Genomic DNA, 21,835 nt, shown 5'->3' on the forward strand with positions numbered 1-21,835 from the left:
CTGGCTAAATTCAAACAATAAATGGAAGGAAATACAATATCATCAAAGATGTAAATCTTTTAAGTAATCAGGGAATAATCCATTGCCTGAAAACACATAGTTATTCCCTGATTAATATTTTGTAATCTATCTTTTAAAGCCTCTCAGCTTTATTTCAGTAAGTTTTCTCTTGGTATCCATTGGGAAATCACCTTTCATCATCCAGTCATAATAACCAGTTTCCTTTTTTAAAACTTCCTCAACTACCATTCCTTTAAACTTTCCAAAATTGAATACTTCTATACTTTTTTCGTTAAAAACGAATCTGCCGGCAAGGTCAACCATATTTTCATTAGTAAGTTGATGTAATGTTTCCACATCATTTTCTATAGTTCCAATTACGTTTCCCTTCAAGTCCTTAAGTGTTTGCCCTTCATACTTTTTCACTTGAGCATCAAGCACTTCCAATGTGGCCATTGTATCTGCTTCAGCACTATGTGCATCAACTAAATCCTTATTGCAATAAAATTTATAGGCTGCAGTTAGTGTCCGTTTTTCCATCATATGAAAAATTTTCTGTGCATCCAGAAGCTTTCTTTTAGAAATATCGAAATCTACATCTGCCCTTAAAAACTCTTCTACTAATACCGGTACATCAAACTTTAGAATATTAAACCCTGCCAAATCGCATCCTTTTAAAAAAGTAGCCAACTCTTTAGCCATGGCTTTAAAAGGCGGTTTATCTTTTACATCTTTATCGTAAATACCATGAATAAGACTTGATTCCAAAGGGATTGTACGCTCAGGATTTACCTTTTCTGTGTTATTGATAACCTCACCTCCCGGCATTACTTTAATGAACGAATATTCCACTATTCTATCAGAAACAATATTAGTTCCTGTGGTTTCAAGATCAAAAAATACCAGTGGGTTTGTGAGTTTTAAATACATAATTAAGAAACTAATTCGTTTGCGATGGATTTGAAATTTATATGATTAAAATGCCCTGAACTTAAAAAAGCAAATGTGCATTTAGAGTGGCTGGCTTTGAATTCCTTCATGGCGTTCACCAGTTGATCAGCATCATTAAAATAATGAATAGAAGATCGGTCAAACGCCTTTTGTATCTCTTCCTCAGTGTATCCTTTGCCCTCTTTCAGCTTAAGGTTATTGGGATTTACAAATACAAAAGCCTGGTCAGCATGTTTCATGGTACCGCTATATTCTTTCATATAGTCAGGATCTAAACTACTGAATGTATGCAGCTCATAAGCTACACATAATTTATTGTCCGGATATTGATAATGCAGGGCGTTTACAGTAGCCTTAAGTTTTGAAGGCGCATGAGCATAATCTTTATATACAAAATTACCATTGGACTCTGCCAAAAGCGTTAACCTGTTTTGAGCTCCTTTAAAAGAAGCAATAGCCTCATAAAAAGTTTTTTGAGCTATACCTACAGCTTTGCAAACTTCATAAGCTGCACTAATATTCTGCAAATTATGTTTTCCGAAAACTTTAACCTCAACTTTATCTTTGTCAGGCGTAATGAGGTAGGTTTTGCCATCCTTTATCTCCGATGGATGGGCATTATAAGGCAATTTCCTGACATCTTCTCTTTCTTTAGAGCCTACAATATTGGCAAGATTGTCTGCTTCACAATAAATTAATGATCCTGCTTTAGGGGTTTTGTCAGCAAAATCATCAAACTGCTTTGTGTAATCATCTAATGTAGGGAATACATTTTTATGGTCCCACTCGATACCTGAAATGATACCAATGTGATGGTCGTACTTTAGGAATTTTGACACAGGATCCAATTTGGAAGATAAATATTCATCACCTTCAATTATGATTATTGGAGCATCAGAAATAGAAACAGTTAGGTCAAATCCTTCTAATTCAGCACCCACCAGATAATCAAAAGCTTTACCAGCATACTTCAATACATGCATTATCATTGCTGTGATGCTACTTTTTCCATGGCTACCCCCCACCACTATTCTTTGCTTGTTTTCTGAAAGCTTTTTGATAAACTCGGGAAAAGAATAGATTTTTAAACCAAGTTCTTTGGCCTTTAATAGTTCAGGGTTATCTGCCTGAGCATGCATCCCTAAAATTACAGCATCAAGGTCAGCAGTAATTCTTCCTGCATCCCATCCATTTTCAGGTTTAATTCCGGCTTTTTCTAACTTACCCGCAGCAGGTTCATATATTTCATCATCAGAACCACTCACTTTCAAGCCTTCTTTATGCAGAGCTAATGCTAAATTATGCATTACACTTCCACCTATCGCTATAAAATGTACTTTTTCAATATCTTTTAACTTCATTTGTTTATCACTAGCTTTTAATTACCACTAACTCACCCAAAATATTGGGACAAAATTTTATAATTATATACCTACCAACCTCAGGATCAATTAATCTGATAAGTCTGTAAAGGATAATATATCTTTGCTTACCTCCGTTTATTATAAGAGATTTCCAAAAATAGAATAAAGTTAGTGCCGCGGCAAATTAAACTGAGTTTTTCAGTGTTGATAACCTGTGGAAAACTTGTCGGAAACTTGGTTGGTTTTAACTACGGTTAATGATTTTATTAAATTAGCTTTGTTAGTTCGAATTTAAGATAGGGGAATATGGAATCAAATAAATCGTCAGCTGCAAGGCTTGGCTATAAATCAAAAAAGGCTGAATTTGGTAATAATTTAGGCAAAATACCGCCTCAGGCCGTAGATTTAGAGGAAGCAGTGCTTGGCGCTTTAATGTTAGAGAAAGATGCACTTACCAATGTAATAGATATTCTAAAACCGGAAAGTTTCTATAAAGATGCGCATGAAGAGATCTATAAAGCCATCGTAACACTTTTCAACAATTCGGAACCCATTGATCTTTTAACAGTTACCAACCAACTCAGAAAATCCGGGAAACTCGAGGTTGTTGGGGGCTCTTATTATATTACAGAGCTCACTTCAAGAGTAAACTCTGCGGCAAATATTGAGTACCATGCAAGAATTATTGCGGAGCAGGCAATTAAAAGACAGCTGATAAAAATTTCAGGTGAAATACAGAACGATGCTTACGAGGATACAATAGATGTTTTTGATTTACTAGATAGAACCGAGCAGGAGCTTTTTGAAGTGACTAACTCAAACATTAAAAAGAACTATGCTGATATGCATTCCCTGATGAAGGATGCATTTAGAGAACTTGAGGAAAGAAGAAATCACACTGATGGCTTAACAGGTGTACCTACTGGCTTTTCTGCTCTGGACAGGGTAACTTCAGGATGGCAAAAATCTGATATGGTAATTATAGCTGCAAGGCCAGGTATGGGTAAAACAGCTTTTATTGTTTCTGCTTTAAGAAATGCAGCAGTAGATTTCAAGCAACCGGTAGCTATTTTCTCTCTGGAAATGTCGGCCGTTCAGTTGGTAAACAGGCTAATCTCTTCTGAAGCTGAGTTGGATAGTGAAAAAATTAAGAAGGGTCAGCTGGCAGATCACGAGTGGCAGCAACTGGTTTACAAAACAGCCAGTTTGACAGAAGCACCCATTTTTATAGATGATACCCCTGCCCTTTCCATTCTTGAACTTAGAGCAAAATGTAGGAGACTGAAGCAACAGCATGACATACAACTGGTTGTAATTGACTACTTGCAGCTTATGTCAGGTGATACTTCTAAATCAGGTGGTGCCGGAGGAAACAGGGAGCAGGAAATTGCTTCTATTTCAAGGGCTCTTAAAAATATTGCAAAAGAATTAAATGTCCCGGTTATTGCACTTTCACAGTTGAGTAGGGCTGTAGAAACCCGTGGCGGAGATAAAAGGCCTCAACTTTCCGATTTGAGGGAGTCCGGTTCAATTGAGCAGGATGCCGATATGGTAATGTTCTTGTACAGACCTGAATATTATGGAATTACCGAAGATGAGAACGGTCTATCAACCACCAATGTGGGTGAAGTAATTATTGCCAAACATAGAAACGGTTCCTTAGAGACTGTTCCTTTGAAATTTATTGGTCGCTTTACCAAATTTATGGATTTGGATTCGCCAGGCATGGAACAAAGCGGCCCGGGTTACGGTACAACATTTCCTTCAGCTGCGGGCATTCCTTCTGATTTTGATTCTCCGGGCGCTATTACAATGCCAAGCAAAGCGAATGGCAACAGCAGTAACGATAATGACGAAGCACCGTTCTAGAAGTATTGTGAAAACATAGTTGCCGCAAACAACTTTACTTTTCAAGAGTGTTTAATGAATTATTTTTTCAGATATGAAAGCTTTGATACTGAGCGCACCTAATGAAATTCAAATTGTAGAAAAGGATATTCCAGTGATTGGAAAAGGAGAAGTGCTACTTAAGGTAAAAGCTGCTGCTCTGAATCACAGAGATCAATTTATAAGAGAAGGAAAATATCCAGGAATACAGATAGGTACTATTTTAGGTGCCGATGCTTGTGCAGAAGTTGTAGAAGTAAAAGATGAAGAAGACAAAAAATGGTTGGAGAAGATGGTAGTAATCAATCCAAACATTAACTGGGGTAACAATACACTGGTGCAGTCCAAAGACTATCATATTTTGGGCACACCTTCAGATGGTGTTTTTGCTGAATATATTAAAATCCCTGCACACAGGCTGGCGGAAAAACCTTCATTTTTAGACACTAACAAAGCTGCAGCTTTGCCTTTGGCAGGTATGACGGCATACAGAGCACTTTTCCATCATGGAAAGTTAATGAAAGGAGAAAACGTGCTGATCTCCGGAGTAGGCGGAGGTGTAGCGCAGTTTGCCTTTCAATTTGCTATTGCTGCCGGAGCAAATGTTTATGTAACCTCTGGTGAGGCTGATAAGAGAGAAAAAGCCAAGCAGTTAGGTGCTAAAAATGCTTATAACTATAAAAGTGAGGATTGGATTAATAACGCCAGAAAGGAGTCAGGGGGATTTGATTTGGTAATTGATAGCGCAGGAGGAGATGCTATTAATGACCTCATTAAAATAATGAACCCTGCCGGGAGAATAGTGTTTTATGGAGCTACTTTAGGTAAACCCAAATCTCTTGATGTTCACAGAATGTTCTGGAATCAGATTACCCTCCAAGGTTCTACCATGGCTAATGATGAAGAATTTCATGAAATGGTGAAGTTCGTAGAAGAACATAAAATTACACCAATAGTTGATTCAGTAACAGGTTTTGATAGCATTATAAAAGCTTTTGATAAAATGAAAGCGGGTGAACAGTTTGGGAAATTAGTAGTAAGCCTCGAATAAATAACGCCAAGTCCTTTTCCGTTTTATTGATTTGTGCTTAATTAGGAAATGACTTTGCGCTTCTTATATAAAAAGCATCCACATGTTTATACCTTAAAGAAGAGGCTTCTCCTGAGCTTTGCACTTTGTTTAGTAGTTATTTTTATACTAATATTCTTAAAACCCTTTGATACAGGTGAAAAGCACCTGCCTAACAAAAACCTTATGCTGGCAGGATACGGTATCTGCATATTATTTGCTGACTTTATTCTGATAACTCTGGAAAAAACCTGGGTTTTTGGATTGAAAAAAAGCTGGACTTTAACTACTGAAATAGCTTACCTACTAGGCCTTTTCATTATTTCATCCCTGATGATTTATCTTTACGATTTACTCATCACTAAACAAACTGCTATTACCTGGGATTACTTTGCCACCTATAGCTACCGCTTTACCGTTCCATTTGCATTATTATTGTTACCTTTTATCGCTTATTTGAGAATCAAGTACGGAAAAGTAATTTCACAGCAGCAGTTGATCAACCCAAACATTTCACTTTCAGGCCAGAATAAAGAGGATCATCTGGAAATTTCGCTTCAACAACTTCTTTGTTTAAAAGCCGAAGACAATTATGTCCGAATCATTTATTTGAACAAAAACATAGAAGTACAAGAAGTACTGATGCGCAATACATTAGCTGCAATGGCCAGGCAAGTTCCTCAATTGAGCTACTGCCATCGTTCCTACCTTGTAGCTCACTGGCACATCAGGGAGTTAACCGGGCACAAGCAAAAAGCCCATATTATGCTGGAACAATATCCAAAAGAAATTCCTGTTTCCTCTGCACATTACTTAGCCATTCAAAAGAAAATGTCGGCTAAATTTCACCCCTAGCACTATATTATTTCACCACAATTCTGCTGAATAACCCCAAATTTATACCTGTACGCCACTTCACTTTTCTTTAAAAGCTTACTTCAACTACCTTATGAAGGCATTTAATAAAGGTTTAAATTCCAAATAATGAGTTATGAATGTTTATGCTTACATCACACCCATCGTGGTACTATTATTCCTGATAGAAATAATTATCACAGTCCGCTTTCAAAAGAAGAACTATCCTTTTCAGGATACTATGACCAACCTGGGCACAGGTATTGGCAACCAATGTATTAATTTGGCAGTAGCATTTTTTGTATACAAATGGTATGGCTTCTTATATGAGTTAACACCTTTGAGAATAGAAGCTACGTGGTATATGCTCATTCTTTTACTACTGCTTCAGGACTTTATTTTTTATTGGTTTCACCGATTGGGTCATTCCATGAATATATTTTGGGCGGCACATATGGCACATCATTCATCTGAAGAAATGAACCTCTCTGTAGGAATAAGAGCCAGCTTTACCCAAAGACTTTTCCAATTTGTATTTTTCGATTGGATCCTCGTGGTGATCGGATTCTCCCCTGAAATGGTTTATGCGATGGCTGCAGTGCATTTATTATTAGCCTATTGGCACCATACCTCTATAATCAATAAAATGGGCTGGTTTGAAAAATTCTTTGTCACTCCTTCTCATCACAGGGTACACCATGGGGTAAATCCTCAATATATAGATAAAAACTACTCTGAGTTTCTAATTATCTGGGATAAACTGTTCGGTTCATTCGAGCCTGAGAAAGAAGAAGTTTGTTATGGAGTAACCCACCCACCAAGGAGCTGGCACCCTATCGGTTTAAATTTTCAGTTTTGGAAACAATTATGGGAAGATGCGAAAAGCACCCCCTATGTTTGGGATAAGATCAGAATATGGTTTATGCCTACCGGCTGGAGGCCAAGAGGTATAGATGCAGAACCTGCCGGTAAAGTAATCGGCTACAATAAATCTCAGCAGGTAAAATATCAAAGTGAGCCTCTTAAACACAGTAAAAGCTACCTCATCATTCAGTTATTTATCGGGCTTGTTTATATGGCTATTACGATTAATATGGAGCTTGAATTTAATTTTTGGGAAAGATTCATTCTCTCCAGCGGTTTATTTATGATGATCATCAGCTGGAGCGGTATTTTAGAATCTAAGCCCTGGGCACTGGGAATGGAAGTGGCCAGGCTATTATTCATGGCCTTCTCTATGATTTTTGTTCTCCATCAATCAGGTTTAGCCTCCTTAACAGAATGGACTACCTTTTTAATCCTCATTATTGCCGGAGCCAGTATTTCGTACGCAAGCTTCTATTTTAGAAAACCTGTCACAAAAGCAAATACCTCCCGAAACACCAGCATCAGCAATTCCTGAGACACCTTCTGCAATGCCTGAAAGTAAAGAGAAGATACTTACTTTAGTAGTACCTTCTCTTTACTTTTTAAACTTTTTCCAGTGCCTGGTTTATATCCCAAATAATATCCTTTGCATCCTCAACACCAATAGAAATTCTGACCATTTTCTCAGTGATTGACATCGCCTGACGTAGGTCATAATCCACATCAGAGTGGGTCATGGTAGCGGGGTGTTCCGCTAAAGACTCGGTACTGCCTAAACTCACCGCCAATTTAATTAGCTTCATTGCATTTAAGAACCTAAAAGCTGCCTTTTCACCTCCCTTTATATCAAAAGAGATCATGGCTCCATTAGAAAGACATTGCTTTTTAAATATTTCATATTGTCTGCCATCCGACTCTTTCAAATTGCCCAGATAGTATACCTTCTCCACCTTGGGATGGTCATTCAGAAATTGTGCGACCAACTCGGCATTCAATGCTTGCTTTTCCATTCTGATTTTCAAGGTTTCTAAGCTACGCATCAATAGCCAACCGGTATGAGGGCCTGCCATGTTACCCATAAAAGTTCTAAATCCTTTTACGCGCTTCATTAATTCAGCTGAACCCAGACAGGCTCCGGCTACTAAATCACTGTGGCCTCCAATATATTTCGTAGCTGAATAAATAACCATATCAGCTCCTAACTGTAGTGGATGCTGCCATACTGGCCCCATATAAGTATTATCAACACCGATATAAATGGGTTGTTCCTCAGATTTGATCTGATCAGCTATTTCCCTAAACATACCGATGTCAACGAGAGAATTTGTAGGATTAGCCGGGGTTTCGAGGTAAATAAAAGAAAGTTTGTCCTTCATCCCGCTTTTCTCAAGCTTCTCTAAAACCGCAGTTTTGTCCTCAAAAGGTGTAACACCTATTGATTGAATACCAAATTTTGGTAAAACCTTAGTAATGAAATGATCTGTACCACCATAAACAGGCATGGAATAGAGCACCAGGTCACCGGGTTTGGTAAACTCCATCAACATACTGCTTATAGCTCCCATACCGCTTTCAAAAATAGCTGCATCTTCAGCTCCATCCCAAAGAGAAAGCCTGTTTTCGGTAATTTGTAGGTTAGGATTATTTAATCTACTGTAAATAAGACCTAACTCTTCATCTGCATTTTTTTCACGCTTTCCATAAGCTACTTCAAAAAAAGCCTTCCCATCTTCTGCCTTTTTAAAGCAAAAAGTGGAAGTCTGAAAAATAGGACATTTAATAGACCCCTCAGAAAGTTCCGGCTTGTAACCGAAAGACATCATCTGGCTCTCAGGAGAAAAAGTATGATCATTCATAATTCTATATTTTTTGTTAAATTTAGAATAAAAAACTTAAATCTATTTCATTAAGGAAAATAAATCTATTATTACATATATTTATAGATCAATAACCTAAATTATAATTCTGAAAATGATCGAAACCGAAAATCCTTCTTCTATCAGGTTAGATTCGATAGATATTAATATTATTCGCCAGTTACAAAATAATGCAAAAATAACCAACAAAGACCTCGCCTCGCAATTAGAATTAACAACCACTCCTATTTATGAAAGAGTAAAGAGGCTTGAAAAACTGAAAGTAATTGAAACTTATGTGGCGCTTATTAATCCTGTTAAAGTAGGTAAAGGATTGATGGCTTTATGCATGGTAAGGCTTGAAAAACATACCAAGGAAAAATTAGCTGCATTTGAAAAACATGTTGCAAACATTCCTGAAGTGGTTGAATGCTATCATTTAGCAGGCCAGTATGATTATCACTTAAAAATTCTTGTTCGCGATATGAACGCATTCCAGCATTTTATAGTGAATAAACTATCCACTAACGAAAACCTTGCTAATGTGCAAAGCTCTTTTGTGATGTCCAGGATAACAGACACTACAGCGGTACCTCTTACTGAGGAATCGTAAAGCCAGAAAACTGACTCTTTCTCAAGCAAAAATTAATAAAACCACCAGGTATCAATTAGAGTATACATTTTTAAGGAAAGCAATATTTAGCGAAGTTATATGAATATTGAAAAGTTTTTAGCGCAATATTTGAAATTTTAACCGCAAGCTAACTGTTGATTATCCTGTAATAAATTTTCAAGATTGAAATCTATATAAAGCCATGCACATGAAGAACAGCATTTTAATAATTTTAGTATTTATTCCTCTTTTATCATGCACCCAGGATCCTAAAGATATAACCATTGAGCAATTCCGGGAGGTGAACATAGATAGTAAAAAGAATTTTCTTTTAGATGTAAGAACGGTAAATGAATATAATTTCAGCAGAATAAAAAATAGCATCAATATAGATGTACTGGATGAGGAATCCTTTAAAAATCAAATAAAGAAACTGGATCCATCCTTAAACTACTATGTTATCTGCCGGTCGGGAAACAGAAGTATGAAAGCAATAAGAAAAATGGAAGCACTTGGTTTCAAAAACTTATATAATATAACAGGAGGCATGCTGGAGTGGGAAAAACAGCAACTACCTGTTGAAAAATGAAAAGATTTATAAGTGAAGCAGGCAACTCATTCTCTGGATATTTTACTGCTGTCCGATTTATTAATAAAAATAAATTATGGACCTATATTTTAGGAGCTGCCTTTTTCAATCTCTTTGCTTTTGCTTTTGTAGGAATAGTGGCCTGGCTCTATACAGGCAAATTAATTAATGCTTTCTACAGTTTTCTCTCCTTCCCGGAAACTTATCAGGAATGGAGTGGCATTCTTCAAATACTTCTGAGTATTGGCATCAGGTTATTACTTCTGGTAATGTATTTTAGCCTTTTCAAATATATAATTCTATTCATTTTTGCCCCTGTATTGGCTTTTATATCTGAAAAAACGCAGAATATCCTTCATCAGGAAAAAAGAGTACTTAAAATACATTTTGTATTGCGTGACATAATCAGAGGTATGATTTTAGCCTTGATATTAATATCTCTGCAACTGGTATGCTGGCTAATTCTTTTATTGCTTTGTTTCTCCCTCCCCTTTCTGGCACCCTTTTATGCACTTCTGCTTTTCTTCGTAGAAAGCTTTTTCTTTGGTGCATCAATGATGGATTACAGAAATGAATACTTCCACCTTTCTGTGAAACAAAGTCTCGATAAAATTTTCTATCATAAAGGTTTCGCATTTGGCAACGGTTTAGCATTAAATCTGTTTATACTTGTACCTGTGATAGGTGTTTTAATAGGCCCGCCAATTGCGGTTATAGCAGCTGCAATAGGGGCCAATAAATTGATTAAACCTTAAATTAAATCTATTTTTTATGGCAATAGAAAGCAGAAACCCTTTAACAAATGTGGTTGAAAAAACTTTTGAAGAGGAATCAGATAAAAATATAGAAGACAAGCTGATTAAAGCTGAGCTTGCTTATACAAAATGGAAGAACACTTCATTTGAAGAAAGAAGTAAGTTAATGAAAAAGGCTGCTGAGGTACTGAAGAAGAATAAAGAAGCATATGCCAACATTATGACAATAGAAATGGGCAAAGCAAAAAGAGAAGGCATTTCGGAAATAGAGAAATGTGCCTTAGCTTGCGAATATTATGCGGAAAACGCTGAAGACTTTCTGGCAAATGCACCGTTAGATGTACCTTCCGGAAAAGCCTATATAGCACATGATCCGATGGGGATTGTGCTGGCTATTATGCCATGGAATTTCCCTTTTTGGCAAGTATTTAGATTTGCTGGGCCAAACTTAATGGCCGGAAATGTTGGCCTTCTTAAGCACGCATCTAATGTTCCTCAATGTGCATTGGCCATTCAGGAAGTTTTTCAGGAGGCGGGGTTCCCAAAAGAAGTTTTTCAAAGCTTACTAATTGGCTCCGGAAAAATCAATAGTTTAATTGATGATGATAGAGTAAAAGCTGTCACACTTACAGGCAGTGAGGGAGCAGGAATAAAAGTAGCTGAAAGAGCAGGAAAAAATCTTAAAAAGTCAGTTTTAGAACTGGGTGGTAGTGATCCTTTCATTGTGCTTAAAGATGCTGATATTGAAAAAGCAGCAAAAACGGCAGCAAAAGCAAGGATGATCAATAATGGCCAAAGCTGTATTGCAGCCAAAAGATTTATTATAGAAGCTTCTATTGCAGATGAATTTCTGGAAGTATTTAAAGCTGAAATGCAGGCCATCAAATTAGGCGATCCGATGAGCGAAGAGTTTGATTATGGTCCGATGGCGTCAGAAGATTTTGCTGAGGATTTGCTCAAACAAGTAAGTAAATCGGTTGAGATGGGAGCTGAAATCATTACAGGTGGTAAGAGACCGGACAGAGAGGGCGCGTTTTTTGAACCTACTATTCTATTTAAAGTAGAGCCGGGAATGCCTGCTTATGAAGAAGAGCTATTTGGCCCAGTGGCAGTAGTGCTGATTGCTGAGGATGAAGAGGAAGCTATCAATATAGCCAATGATTCCCGCTTTGGCTTGGGTGGTTCTCTTTGGACTAAAGACATTGTAAGAGGACAACAAATAGTTCGGAAAATAAACAGCGGATCTGTATATATTAACCAATTGATGGCTTCACATCCGGCCGTGCCATTCGGTGGGGTGAAAAAAAGTGGTTATGGAAGAGAATTATCCCATCTGGGAATAAAAGAATTTGTAAATCAGAAAACAGTCTGGATAGCTGAATAAAAAACAGCATTAACCATAAACAAAAAACGCAGCAACTTGCTGCGTTTTTATAGTTTAGGTTATTGGTAAGTAATTATCTTAAGAATAATAATTCTCTGTACTTCGGTAAAGGCCAGATTTCATCATCAACATAAAGCTCAAGTTTATCAACTGCATATCTGATTTTATCAAAGAAAGCTTCTTTTACCTCATCGCAGTATTTGGTAGCTCTCTCCTTATGATCAGCTATCTCATTTAGTTCCTTACGCTTTTCAATCATTTCATGAACCAGACTTCTTAAATCTTTAGTGAACCCACTGATTAATTCAATGTTTTTTACGATCTCACTATTGTCTAAACTCAGGTCGCTAAGATTTTTAGCATTTTGAGCTAAAGTATTCTGATACTTTACAGCTGTTGGAATGATTTGGTTTAAAGCAATGTCACCTATCAAACGTGATTCTATCTGGATCTTCATCATGTAATTCTCCAAATAAATCTCATTTCTAGCCTCCAACTCTTCTGATGTCATAACCCCATGTCTGGAGAATAGATCTTTTGATCTTTTCGAAAGAAATGCCTCAATGGCTCTTGGGGTATTTTTAACATTTGGCAGACCTCTTTTTTCAGCTTCTTTTTCCCATTCTTCTGAATAACCATCACCCTCAAACCTTACTTTTTTGGACTCTTTTATGTACTGACGTAGAATATTTACTATCGCAATTTTCTTATCAGTTCCTTTATCCATTTCAGTTTTCACTGCTTTGTGGAATAAAGTAAGTTGCTCAGCTACAATAAGGTTCAAGACAGCCATGGGTTGTGCCACGTTTTGGTCAGACCCAACCGCTCTGAACTCAAATTTGTTACCTGTAAAAGCAAAAGGAGAAGTTCTGTTTCTATCGGTGTTGTCCATGATAATCTGAGGAATTTTGTCTATTCCCAATTTCATGTACATATTGTCACCTTTATCAATCTTAATATTACCCTTTTCTTCTAACTCATTTAAAACAGAGGTAAGTTCAGTTCCTATAAAGACTGACATAATAGCCGGAGGAGCCTCGTTAGCACCTAAACGATGGTCATTTCCAGCTGAAGCGATTGAAGCTCTCAGTAAATCACCATTTTCAGCAACCGCCTTAATAGTATTAACAAGGAATACAAGGAATAAAAGGTTTTCACGAGCACTGCTGCTTGGCTGGAATAAATTAACACCAGTATTGGTAATTAAAGACCAGTTATTATGCTTTCCGCTTCCATTCAAACCAGCAAATGGTTTTTCATGAAATAAAACCTGTAAATCATGTCTTTCGGCTACACGTTTCATCACATCCATCATTAAGCTGTTGTGATCTGTAGCAACGTTAATATCTTCAAATAAAGGAGCCACTTCATACTGGCTTGGCGCTACTTCATTATGTCTCGTACTTACAGGAATACCTAATTTCAGTGCTTCAATTTCAAAATCCTTCATGTAATTGTAGATTCTGCTTGGAATAGCTCCAAAATAGTGGTCATCCAATTGCTGACCTCTTGCAGGATTATGTCCAAACAAAGTTCTGCCAGAAAGCATTAAATCCGGACGAGCTGAATAAAGTGCTTTATCTACCACAAAGTATTCTTGCTCACAACCTAAAGAAGCATTTACTCTGTTAACATTTCTATCGAACAACTGCACCACTTTGGTAGCTGCTTTATCCACTGCTTCAACAGCTTTTAATAAGGGTGCTTTATGATCTAAAGCCTCACCAGTATAAGAAACGAAAATAGTAGGAATACATAAAGTTCTGCCCCACACAAATATAGGAGAAGAAGGATCCCATGCAGTATAACCTCTTGCTTCAAAGGTAGTTCTTAAACCTCCGTTTGGAAAAGAAGAAGCATCAGGCTCCTGCTGTACCAGCATCGAACCTTCAAAAACCTCAATACCTTTTTTTGCATTAAAGAATGAATCATGCTTTTCAGCTGTAGAACCGGTTAAAGGCTGAAACCAGTGAGTATAATGAGTTACACCTTTACCGATAGCCCATGATTTAACAGCAGAAGCAATCTGATCAGCAATATCCATATCAATTCTCTTGCCTTTATCAATTGCATGACTAACCTTCTTAAAAACATCCGGAGCTAAAGCAGCTTTCATTTGTTCTAAAGAAAATACATCATTCTGGAAATAATCTGAAATTTTGTTAGAGGGTGCCTCAATACGTTCTGTTGTTCTTTTCTGAACAATATCGAGTGCGCTAAATCGAATATGAGCCATTATTTTAACTTTTTAGTTTAAATCTGATGTCAAATTTAAGAATTTTTTGAAATTTCACTCTATTTAGGATCAAATTCTATCCTTTTTTGCAAAATATTTATTTTTCACCCCTTAAGTGACTCAAATTTTCAAGTATTATTAAATTATTATTTCTTTTTGAAATTAATCGGAAGCTTGTGACCTTTGTCGCACTAAATTTTTAGTGAATGATTCCGAGCACCAACGGAAACAATTGAATAATATAAACAGGTAGTGACTGTTAATAATTAAACTTATACACTTGAAAAACAGAATTATATTCCTACTCCTTTACGGACTTGGCTGGATTGTCCTATTCGCCATTTTCCGTATTTTATTTTATATATACCAATTCCCCTTACTGGAAAGTGTAAGCCTCCGGAACATATTGATTTCATTTTATTACGGATTTCCGCTGGATCTCTCATTTACTGCTTACATTCTGGCTATCCCTACCCTGTTAATCGCTTTTACCAGTATTTTTTCAGCGCACATTATTAGGCCGGTGATGAAGGCATATTCAGCATTAATTGTACTGTTTGTGGTATTGGTTCAGACTGTAGACCTGGAATTATTCAGGACATGGGGTTTTAGAATTGATAATACTCCATTGAAATATTTAAACACTCCTGCCGAAATGTGGGCCTCTTCAGCTTCCTCTCCAATTTTACTCCTGATTATAATTTTTACTTTTGCTGCAGTATCTATCAATTATGGACTAGGAAAACTAATAGATCGTTCATTCAAGTTATTTCCTTCTCTGAAAATTTATTACTTCCCTGTATTTATTTTGTTACTGGGTTCGTTAATTATTCCCATCAGAGGGGGATTACAGTTAGCCCCCATCAACCAAAGTATCGCCTATTTTTCTACTGATGATATTCTTAATCAGGGTGCGCTGAATGCTCCATGGGTATTCTTTCACAGCGTTATTTCATCAGAAGGTGAACCTACTAATCCATTTGTTACAATGGATTTCGAAAAGGCTGAAGCCTTAGTAACTCCGTTGTATAAGAATGAAAAAGTATCTCCGCAATTGGTCAATAAAGATAGCCTTAATGTAGTACTTATTGTATGGGAGAGTTTTACCTCCAATGTGGTGGCTCCATTAGGTGGTTTAACCGGGGTGACTCCTAAATTTGAGGAATTAATGAAAGAAGGAGTATTGGTTGAGGGCATGTATGCCAGTGCTTCACGAAGCGATAAAGGTTTGGTAGCATTATTAAGTGGCTACCCTTCCCAGGGAGATGAGTCGATCATGAAGATTCCAAACAAGACTAAAAAATTACCTGCCCTGGCACACGACTTTAACAATGCAGGTTATAAAACCAACTATTATTATGGAGGTGAACTTGAGTTTGCCAACATGAAATCCTATTTAATCAACAGTGGGTTCGAGAACCTGTTTGGAAAAGAAAGTTTTGATGAAAAAGATATGAATTCCAAATGGGGAGCACATGACGATGTAGTATTTAACAAACTCCTTAGTGATATGGAACATACTGAAACTCCATTTTTCACTACGCTATTTACCCTAAGCAGCCACGAGCCGTTTGAAGTTCCGGTAAAACCTGTTTTTGAAGGTACAGATGAGAGAAGTTTGTACTTAAATAGCTTGCATTATACTGATGAAGCACTATTTAATTTCTTACAAAAGGCAAAAAAGCTACCTTCCTATGCAAACACGCTATTTATAATAATTGCAGATCATGGCCACAGACTTCCTGAAAATGTACAGCCCCAGGATCCTGAAAAGTATGAAATCCCTTTGCTATTTTATGGAGCCCCACTGATAAGAAAGGATTCTGTAGTACATAAAATTTCTCAGCAGACAGATTTAGCCGCTACTTTATTGAACGAACTAAAAATGGATGCTTCAGCTTATAAATGGAGCAATAATATTTTTAATCCTGAAGCTCCGGAATTTGCGCTGGCAACTATGAAGAATGGATTTGTTTGGATGGATACGCTGGGAGCAGTTTCTTACGAATACCAGGGGGAAAAGATAATTTATAATACTCATCCAAAATCAGATAGCGTGCTGCAGCTTGGCAAAGCACATTTACAGCTCACATTTCAGGATTACTTAAATAAATAGTATCTTTGCACCTCTGAAAAATCATTATGCAATTACTATGGAATAGTATCATTACTATAAACCCTATTAATGGCAGCAAAAAATGAAGTAATGAAGAAAGTAGCATTTTACACTTTAGGTTGCAAACTCAATTTCTCCGAGACCTCTTCCATTTCCAGGATGTTTGAAGGCAGAGGCTACCAGAAAGTTGAATTTCAGGAACAGCCGGATATATTCATCATTAACACATGTTCTGTTACTGAAAATGCGGATAAAAAGTGTAAGAAAATAGTAAAGGAAGCGAAAAAGATCAATCCGGAAGCCTTTGTTACCATTATTGGTTGCTATGCTCAACTTAAACCAAAAGAAATTTCTGAAATTAAAGGTGTAGATGCCGTTTTAGGGGCAGCCGAAAAATTTCAGTTGATAGATAAATTAGACGGCTTCACAAAAAAAGATAATCCTCAGGTTTTAGCTTCTGACATCAAGGAAGCGCAAACTTTTAACAATGCCTTTTCCATTAATGACAGAACACGCACTTTCTTAAAAGTGCAGGATGGCTGCAATTACCATTGTGCCTTCTGTACCATACCCTTGGCCAGGGGCAAAAGCAGAAGTGACACCATTGCTAATATTGTTAAAAGCGCTGAAGAAATCGCTTCTAATGAAGTGAAAGAAATTGTACTCACAGGTGTAAACACAGGCGATTTTGGTATTCAGGAAGGAAAGAGAAAAGAAAGGTTTATTGATCTGGTTAAGGCTCTTGACCTTGTTGAAGGAATTGAGAGATTTAGGATTTCAAGTATAGAGCCTAATTTATTAACAAATGAAATTATAGAATTTGTAGCCCAGTCAAAAAGGTTTGTTCCTCATTTCCATATCCCTTTGCAAAGTGGCAGCAATAAAATATTGCGTGCAATGCGCAGACGTTACCTTCGGGAGCTCTATGTTGATAGGGTCACTAAGATCAAATCACTAATGCCAAATTGCTGTATTGGTGTAGATGTAATTGTAGGCTTTCCCGGTGAAACAGAGGAAGATTTTCTGGACACCTATCATTTCCTAAAAGACTTACCTGTATCTTATTTGCATGTATTCACTTATTCAGAAAGAGCCAACACAACTGCGGATGAAATGGAAGGAGTAGTACCTTTAAAGATCAGGAATAAGAGGTCTAAAATGCTTCGCAGCTTGTCCGAAAAAATGAAGCGTGCATTTTACGAACAAAATGTAGGCCGCGAAGAAGTGGTCCTTTTCGAAAATGATGTAAAAGAGGGATTAATGGAAGGCTTCACTGACAATTATGTCCGTGTACAAGCTAAATATGATCCTATCCTGGTAAATGAATTGAAAAAGGTGAAGTTGACTTCAATCAATCAGGAAGGATTAATGGAGGTAGCTGAAGTAGAAACTGAGGTACTGGTGCACTGAGAAGGTCATATACTTTCCGCTATATCATGGCAGGGATAGACAACACATCTGGCCATTCCTACAGGAATGCTTTTGATTTTTGTTGCATACAATAAAAGATTGCTGCGCTCGCAATAACCAGTTGATTTTAGGTGATACTTAATTACTAAGATTGCTTCGTGCCTCGCTATAACCATCAATTCGTTGTAATTGCACCGCTCTATCCAATAATTAAAAGATTGGTGGCTATGCATGAAATAACCAGTCAGCGGTTGAAGATTGAATGTTATTGTCTATCCTCCTGATCTTCTTCAAAAAGTGAATTAACCCACCCTTTCCAGTCTTTTCCGTTTTCTCGCCTTTCTTCCCTCCTTTCTCTTCTCTCACGCTTTCTTTTTCGTTTTTCCCTTGCTTTCTTTCGTTTTTCCCTGGTTTCTTTACTTATGATATAATGAACGGATACGGCTACAGGAAAGTCAAACCAGTCTTCGTGGCGGAAGTGGTAGGCAGGTTTAAAATCAGCCGAAACGGTAACCGGAAGTGCAGGTACTTTCATTTCAATCCCCGCCATCAAATCAACTCCAACCGTAGCCCCGTAGTCCTTTAATGTTCCCAGATGAGCCCCTGCCCCAACATAAAAGTTTAAGCCTTTACCTAAAATTGGTAAATGATATTTAGGTAAAATGGTGGCGGTAAACTCATTTGCACTTACTTCCAGCAATGCTTCACCAGTAAACCTTTTATAGAACTGTTGCCTTACACTCACTCCAAACTGGTTGTCTCCAAAGCGAATTCCTACTGCAGTTCCATACTTTTGGGAATGAACAGAAAGAGTAGAAAATTGAAATAATATGAAAGTGACAATTATAAATCTCATAGAGGCAAGAACGTAATTGCTTTAGAAATATTGGAAAATTCCTATATGAAGCTGATGATTTAAATACAGATAAAGTTTACTAAATACTTGGATTAACATTATAAAGCAAACAAAGTGAACTCGAGTTAGCTTCACATGCAGTTTAATCAATCAAAATATTACTAAAGAAAGTAGATTTAGTAAAGAGCCACAACAGAAGAAAAACGATAGCCCATTTTAAATAGATATCATAATAATCTCTAGTGTCCTTATAACGGGTCTCTTTAATTTCTGCTTTTTCAAACTGGTCAATTATATTAAATACATTTTCAAGGGCAGCATTGTCTTCCGCCCGATAGAATTCTCCGCCTCCAATTTTGGCTATTTCTTTTAATCCGCTTACATCCATGCTATTTTCGATGTAACGTGTTCGTCCGAAGAAATCCTTCCCATAAGGCACTTTCCCTTCCTTACCGATGGCAATGGTGTAAATCTTGATGTCATAAGCATTCGCCAGATTGGCTGCGGTAACAGGGTCTATATTACCTGCATTATTTTCTCCATCACTCAATAAAATCATTACCTTCGATTTAGAATCTGATTCCAGCATTCTATTGGTTCCCACTGCCAGGCCACTACCTATAGCTGTTCCGGAGCTTTCAATCATATCGAACCCAATGTCTCTTATATAACTTTTCAACAAATCGTAGTCAGTTGTTAAAGGTGATAATGAGTAGGCTTCTCCGCTAAAGATGACTATACCTATTCTATCCTGAAACCTTCCGTCAATAAAATCTGTGGCTACTCCCTTTGCTGCTTCCAGTCTGTTAGGCGTAAAATCCTGTATCTTCATGGATTCGGATATATCCATTACTATCATAATATCAATACCTTCAGTCCATTGTTCTACCCTTTCATTAGTAAGCTGTGGACGCGCCAAAGCTAAAAGCATTAACAAGGCAGAGCAGAGTAATAAAAGAATAGGAATTACTCTCAAAACTGCAGAAAAATCACTGGTAAGTGAATCTTTCTTCAGGGCGATGGGAATTTTAGGACTCAACCTGCCTTTAATCCACTCCACAAGGAAGTAAACAATAGGCAAAGCAATCATTAAATAAAATACCCATTGATTTTCGTACTCAAAACCTTTAAATGTTTCAGGTTTAAACCACCAAAAACTAAACCAATCGTTATTTTGCATGTGACTCCAATTCTTTAATGCGCTCGTTAAAAATAAGATCAGCGTAATCGATCAAGAAAACAAAAGCACCTGATAAATTATCATTTTTCGCAGAAGAGTAAATACTTCTGTCCATTTGTTGTAAGTTTTTGTAAAGTTCATCATTCTGATGTAATGCATGAATTTCTTTACTTGTCAATTTGGCATAAGGCTTTAAACTGATTGTTTCCAGATGCTTTTTCCATAAAAACAGCAGTTTCTCCACTTCATCAGCTCTTGGCTGGCTGGCTTGAGGTTTAAATACTTCAAGAAACTTCTCATGTTTTCTTTTCAACTTCCAGATTTTCCACCTTAAACGGATTTTTTTACCGAAAAGTACCAGCGTTAAAATTATGAGAATTAATAAAACTACTAAAATAGCAATAAGTAAAGGGTAGTTGAACTCCTTTTCAGTAGCCACAAAGCTAGTATTTGTTTTTAAGCTTAGGCTATCAGTCACAACAGGAATCATTTCCTGCAAAAAGATTGTATCTCTCTTTGTGAAGCTGCTTACACTATCCGATTCCAGAATTTCAAAAACCGGAAGCCTTAAGGTTTGAATGCTTTCAATTTCGTAGCTATCTAAAGTGTAAACAGCGCTATCAAAGCTAATTGTGCTGTCTGATTTTGTTGAGAAGTAATCTTTTCTGATAAATTCAAATGGCGAAAAATCATAGGTTGAATCAGGAAAAATGATCAACTTATCAGAAGGATAGCTTACTGACAATGTAAATTGAACAGGTTGCCCTATAGCCATACTATCCTGTAAAAAATGACCTTTAGGTTGTATTTGTTGTGCTGTAGCAGAATAGCCCGTAACCAAAATGAGTAGCCCAAATATTATTCTTATCATGCTATGCCTTCTTTTTAGTTCGGTTTCGAAGTGTGAATAGTTTCATTAAGCCTGGAATAAAGTCCTCCTGCGTATCTATAAGCACATAATCTGCCTGATTTCTTTTGCATAAATCTCTTAAATTCTCAGACTGTCCTCTGTTAGTTTGTCTGTATTTGCTTTTAAAAGCACTACTTGAAGTGTTTACCCATCTGACTTTACCTGTTTCTTTATCTCTCAGGGGTACAATTCCCAACATTGGTAAATCAGTTTCCAGCCTGTCTTTCATATGGATTACTACTAAATCATGCTTTCTGGCTAATGCCTTTAAGTGAGGCTCAAAACCTTCATCAACAAAATCACTGATGAGAAAAACAACGCTTCTTCTTTTTAGCATTCCCAGCAGGTAAGAAAGTGCCTTATCAAGATTAGTACGTGGGGAGACAGCTCTTAAATTAAATAATCTGTTAATGATATTGTAACCGTGCTTTTGTCCCTTACCGTTTTTAATATAAAGCTCTCTTTGATCTGAGTAACAAATCATTCCTACCTGGCTGCCTTCCTTTATGGCAGAAAGAGTGAGTACTCCTGCGATTTCTTTAGCTATATCTACTTTTTGCTTTCCTTCAATGCCAATTTCCTGTGATGCACTGACATCCACTAAAAAATAAACGTTCTGTTCTTTATCTTCTCTGAAAGTTTTTACGAAAGTGCCATGTCCTTTAGCGGAAACATTCCAGTCGATGGTACGCACATCATCCCCATACTGATAAGGGCGTACGTCATCAAACTCAAGCCCTGAGCCTTTGAATACAGAATGAAAGTCACCTTGCATCTGACTATTCACAGCTTTTCTAATTCTTATCTCGTATTTTCGAAGCTTTTTAAACAGCTCCCTCATAAGCTTATCATTAAAATAAAAAATTAATTTAAACTAATCTTCAATATAAAGAACGAAAGAAAGTACGATAATTGTTTTTCACAGTTGTCTGAAATA

General features: G+C 36.9%; 18 protein-coding genes. 10 read left to right on the forward strand and 8 right to left on the reverse strand.

The window, feature by feature from the left end:
- Nucleotides 1-126 precede the first annotated feature (126 nt).
- Nucleotides 127-930 carry a 3'-5' exonuclease gene (locus IEV85_RS17235; protein WP_188465741.1) on the reverse strand — a complete coding sequence of 268 codons (804 nt, stop codon included), beginning with the start codon at nt 928-930 and terminating at the stop codon, nt 127-129.
- A gap of 2 nt (nt 931-932) precedes the next feature.
- The gene (locus tag IEV85_RS17240; RefSeq protein WP_188465743.1) at nt 933-2,312 is read right to left on the reverse strand and encodes a UDP-N-acetylmuramate--L-alanine ligase; all 1,380 of its coding nucleotides are present in this window, start codon (nt 2,310-2,312) and stop codon (nt 933-935) included.
- Between the two features lie 309 nt (nt 2,313-2,621).
- Here IEV85_RS17240 and dnaB point away from each other — a divergent pair, with 309 nt between their 5' ends.
- From dnaB to IEV85_RS17260, 4 genes are all read left to right on the forward strand, one after another.
- Nucleotides 2,622-4,184, forward strand: coding sequence for a replicative DNA helicase (dnaB, locus tag IEV85_RS17245; protein ID WP_188465745.1), 1,563 nt, complete (start codon nt 2,622-2,624; stop codon nt 4,182-4,184).
- Between the two features lie 73 nt (nt 4,185-4,257).
- Nucleotides 4,258-5,253, forward strand: coding sequence for a zinc-binding dehydrogenase (locus IEV85_RS17250; protein WP_188465747.1), 996 nt, complete (start codon nt 4,258-4,260; stop codon nt 5,251-5,253).
- A 204-nt stretch (nt 5,254-5,457) separates the two neighbouring features.
- Nucleotides 5,458-6,126, forward strand: coding sequence for a LytTR family transcriptional regulator DNA-binding domain-containing protein (locus IEV85_RS17255; RefSeq protein ID WP_188465749.1), 669 nt, complete (start codon nt 5,458-5,460; stop codon nt 6,124-6,126).
- 136 nt (nt 6,127-6,262) lie between these two features.
- Nucleotides 6,263-7,528 (forward strand): sterol desaturase family protein, encoded by a 1,266-nt coding sequence (locus tag IEV85_RS17260; protein ID WP_188465752.1) that lies wholly within the window; start codon nt 6,263-6,265, stop codon nt 7,526-7,528.
- A 67-nt stretch (nt 7,529-7,595) separates the two neighbouring features.
- Here the strand turns inward: IEV85_RS17260 and IEV85_RS17265 are convergent, their stop codons facing one another.
- Nucleotides 7,596-8,849, reverse strand: a complete 1,254-nt coding sequence (locus IEV85_RS17265; RefSeq protein WP_188465754.1) for a cystathionine gamma-synthase family protein — start codon at nt 8,847-8,849, stop codon at nt 7,596-7,598.
- A 115-nt stretch (nt 8,850-8,964) separates the two neighbouring features.
- Between IEV85_RS17265 and IEV85_RS17270 the strand changes: the two genes are divergently transcribed.
- The 4 genes from IEV85_RS17270 (at nt 8,965) to IEV85_RS17285 (ending at nt 12,190) form a co-directional block, all read left to right on the forward strand.
- Complete coding sequence (locus tag IEV85_RS17270) at nt 8,965-9,462, forward strand: Lrp/AsnC family transcriptional regulator (RefSeq protein WP_188465755.1); 498 nt, start codon at nt 8,965-8,967, stop codon at nt 9,460-9,462.
- Between the two features lie 208 nt (nt 9,463-9,670).
- A complete protein-coding gene (locus IEV85_RS17275; RefSeq protein WP_188465757.1) occupies nt 9,671-10,051 on the forward strand; it encodes a rhodanese-like domain-containing protein in 381 nt (126 codons plus the stop codon).
- On the forward strand, nt 10,048-10,806 hold the full coding sequence (locus tag IEV85_RS17280; RefSeq protein WP_188465760.1) for an EI24 domain-containing protein: 759 nt from the start codon (nt 10,048-10,050) through the stop codon (nt 10,804-10,806). Before IEV85_RS17275 ends, IEV85_RS17280 begins: the two co-directional genes overlap by 4 nt.
- 16 nt (nt 10,807-10,822) lie before the next feature.
- A complete protein-coding gene (locus tag IEV85_RS17285; protein WP_188465762.1) occupies nt 10,823-12,190 on the forward strand; it encodes an NAD-dependent succinate-semialdehyde dehydrogenase in 1,368 nt (455 codons plus the stop codon).
- A gap of 73 nt (nt 12,191-12,263) precedes the next feature.
- On the opposite strand, the gene IEV85_RS17290 is transcribed toward IEV85_RS17285, so the two are convergent.
- A complete protein-coding gene (locus IEV85_RS17290) occupies nt 12,264-14,426 on the reverse strand; it encodes a glutamine synthetase III family protein (protein WP_188465764.1) in 2,163 nt (720 codons plus the stop codon).
- A gap of 280 nt (nt 14,427-14,706) precedes the next feature.
- Here IEV85_RS17290 and IEV85_RS17295 point away from each other — a divergent pair, with 280 nt between their 5' ends.
- Nucleotides 14,707-16,542 (forward strand): sulfatase-like hydrolase/transferase, encoded by a 1,836-nt coding sequence (locus IEV85_RS17295; RefSeq protein ID WP_188465766.1) that lies wholly within the window; start codon nt 14,707-14,709, stop codon nt 16,540-16,542.
- A gap of 90 nt (nt 16,543-16,632) precedes the next feature.
- Nucleotides 16,633-17,952 (forward strand): tRNA (N(6)-L-threonylcarbamoyladenosine(37)-C(2))-methylthiotransferase MtaB, encoded by a 1,320-nt coding sequence (gene mtaB, locus IEV85_RS17300; protein WP_188465828.1) that lies wholly within the window; start codon nt 16,633-16,635, stop codon nt 17,950-17,952.
- 265 nt (nt 17,953-18,217) lie between these two features.
- Here the strand turns inward: mtaB and IEV85_RS17305 are convergent, their stop codons facing one another.
- The 4 genes from IEV85_RS17305 to IEV85_RS17320 all read right to left on the reverse strand — a co-directional run bounded on the left by IEV85_RS17305 (nt 18,218) and on the right by IEV85_RS17320 (nt 21,739).
- Nucleotides 18,218-18,808 carry a hypothetical protein gene (locus IEV85_RS17305; protein ID WP_188465768.1) on the reverse strand — a complete coding sequence of 197 codons (591 nt, stop codon included), beginning with the start codon at nt 18,806-18,808 and terminating at the stop codon, nt 18,218-18,220.
- A 142-nt stretch (nt 18,809-18,950) separates the two neighbouring features.
- Entirely contained in the window at nt 18,951-19,988 is a 1,038-nt protein-coding gene (locus tag IEV85_RS17310) for a vWA domain-containing protein (RefSeq protein ID WP_188465770.1), read from the reverse strand.
- Complete coding sequence (locus IEV85_RS17315; protein ID WP_188465772.1) at nt 19,978-20,859, reverse strand: hypothetical protein; 882 nt, start codon at nt 20,857-20,859, stop codon at nt 19,978-19,980. The genes IEV85_RS17310 and IEV85_RS17315 overlap by 11 nt, the downstream gene beginning before the upstream one ends.
- A 1-nt stretch (nt 20,860) precedes the next feature.
- Nucleotides 20,861-21,739 (reverse strand): DUF58 domain-containing protein, encoded by an 879-nt coding sequence (locus IEV85_RS17320; protein ID WP_188465774.1) that lies wholly within the window; start codon nt 21,737-21,739, stop codon nt 20,861-20,863.
- Nucleotides 21,740-21,835 lie beyond the last annotated feature (96 nt).

Source organism: Marivirga lumbricoides (genome assembly GCF_014636295.1).
GTDB classification, from domain to species: Bacteria; Bacteroidota; Bacteroidia; order Cytophagales; family Cyclobacteriaceae; genus Marivirga; species Marivirga lumbricoides.